The sequence below is a fragment of the bacterium genome, from assembly GCA_004299235.1.
Taxonomy (GTDB): Bacteria; Chloroflexota; Dormibacteria; order Dormibacterales; family Dormibacteraceae; genus SCQL01.
In genome coordinates, this window is the sequence record SCQL01000082.1 from 1 (window position 1) to 1,459 (window position 1,459).

At 67.4% G+C, this 1,459-nt stretch carries 1 protein-coding gene; it reads right to left on the reverse strand.

Going from position 1 to position 1,459, the window contains the following annotated elements:
* Positions 1-147: 147 nt before the first annotated feature.
* Positions 148-1,365 carry a hypothetical protein gene (locus EPN29_14365; protein ID TAN30011.1) on the reverse strand — a complete coding sequence of 406 codons (1,218 nt, stop codon included), beginning with the start codon at positions 1,363-1,365 and terminating at the stop codon, positions 148-150.
* Positions 1,366-1,459: the final 94 nt, after the last annotated feature.

The following is a 1,459-nucleotide window of genomic DNA, read 5'->3' on the forward strand; positions in this document are numbered from 1 at the left end:
GACCGATGTGAGCACACCTCCGTGATCGCGCAAGTCCTGTTTCAGTGACGGTCCGCACGATCCCTCGCTGGCCGGCGTCGCGTCTCACTCGTTGCGACGAAGTGATCCCATCACATGCCGACGTTCGCGCAAGAGCCCGATCCCAGGTCACCGCGCGGCAGTCTTGGCCACTGCGCCGGTGAGAAGGCGACGCGTCTTCTCGGCCGGCAGAGCGGCATCCACCAACACGACGCCTTGGTCCTGCTCCGACATCGCTCCTGCGTGGTCCGCAAGGTCGATCGACAACCGCTTGGCGTCCGGCAGGACCAACTCGAACGCCGGTGCGCGCGGGTATGGCGACGGGAACAGTGGCGCGGCCAGCTCGACCTCCAGCTCCAGCCGCTTCCATCCGCGCCAAAAGTGCATCTGCTCCAGGAGCAGGCGCGCCAGCGCGCGATGGTCCTCGCTCGGCACCGGCAGCAGCGTGCGCCGATCGAGGGCATGCAGCAGCAGCACATCACCCAGGCGGCAGCGGCCGTCGCCATCAGCTACGCAGAGCGCCAATGTCCAGTACGGGCCGTGGCGACCGTCGTCGCCCACTGGCAGCCGGATGCCGCCCTGCACCGGCACAGCACAGCGGCCGCCGCGCTGATCCTTGCTCACCACGAATCCGGCACCGTAGCTGCTCTGAGCGAGCGTAATTTCCTCGGTGATGCCGACGAAAAGTCCGCACACTGTGCCCGCTGGTTCGCTAGTTCGACCCAGCGTCGAGAGCAGCCGAGGAATCGCCGGCAGGTAGGTAGTCCCGACGTCGCGAAAGAGATGCGACCCGCCGATTTCCTGGCCGCCGAGATGGCGCAGCCTGGCAAATGGCGTCTCCAGCATGCGCAGCTGCCCGGCCGGCACCTGGCTCGCAAACGAGGAGACATGCAAGCGGTCGTAACCCAGCTGCGCGAGTGCCGTGCGCAACAGGCGTGACATCACGCCCTGGCGCTCCCCGGCGTCCTGTCCAATGGGAAACAGCGCCGCGAGATCCCACCTTCCTTCGAGCTGACCGTCTTCGTCCGCCCCAGACTCGGCGAGGTCTACCGGGCGGATCGCGCTGGCGAACGGACAATCCCCACGGTGGGGGACATGGCCGAACCGGAATGGGTGCATGCCGCCACGGCCATCGCGAGGGCCGATCATCGGCCAGGTGTCGTCCGGCCCTTGAGCGCAGTCGCAGGCGAGCCATAGCCGCTGGCGGTGCAGGTCGGCCAGCGCGGCGCGCGCGACAGCCAACTGGTCCGGTGTGCGGTCATCCGTGAAAAACGCCCGGCGCAGTGCTTCCACGGTGGATTGTGGCGCCGGCGCTGTGCGGGTCTGGCGATTGTGGATGTGGAGCATGGTTTCCTCCTACGCGCTCGACGTCATCGCGACCTTGCAGGTACCGCAGTCGAGGCAAGCCGTGCCTTTCGCCCATGCCTTCTGCCCGCAGGAC

Excerpts from the sequence above, each read along its gene's own strand:
- EPN29_14365 (TAN30011.1), bottom strand. The coding sequence starts at position 1,365 with ATGCTCCACATCCACAATCGCCAGACCCGCACAGCGCCGGCGCCACAA.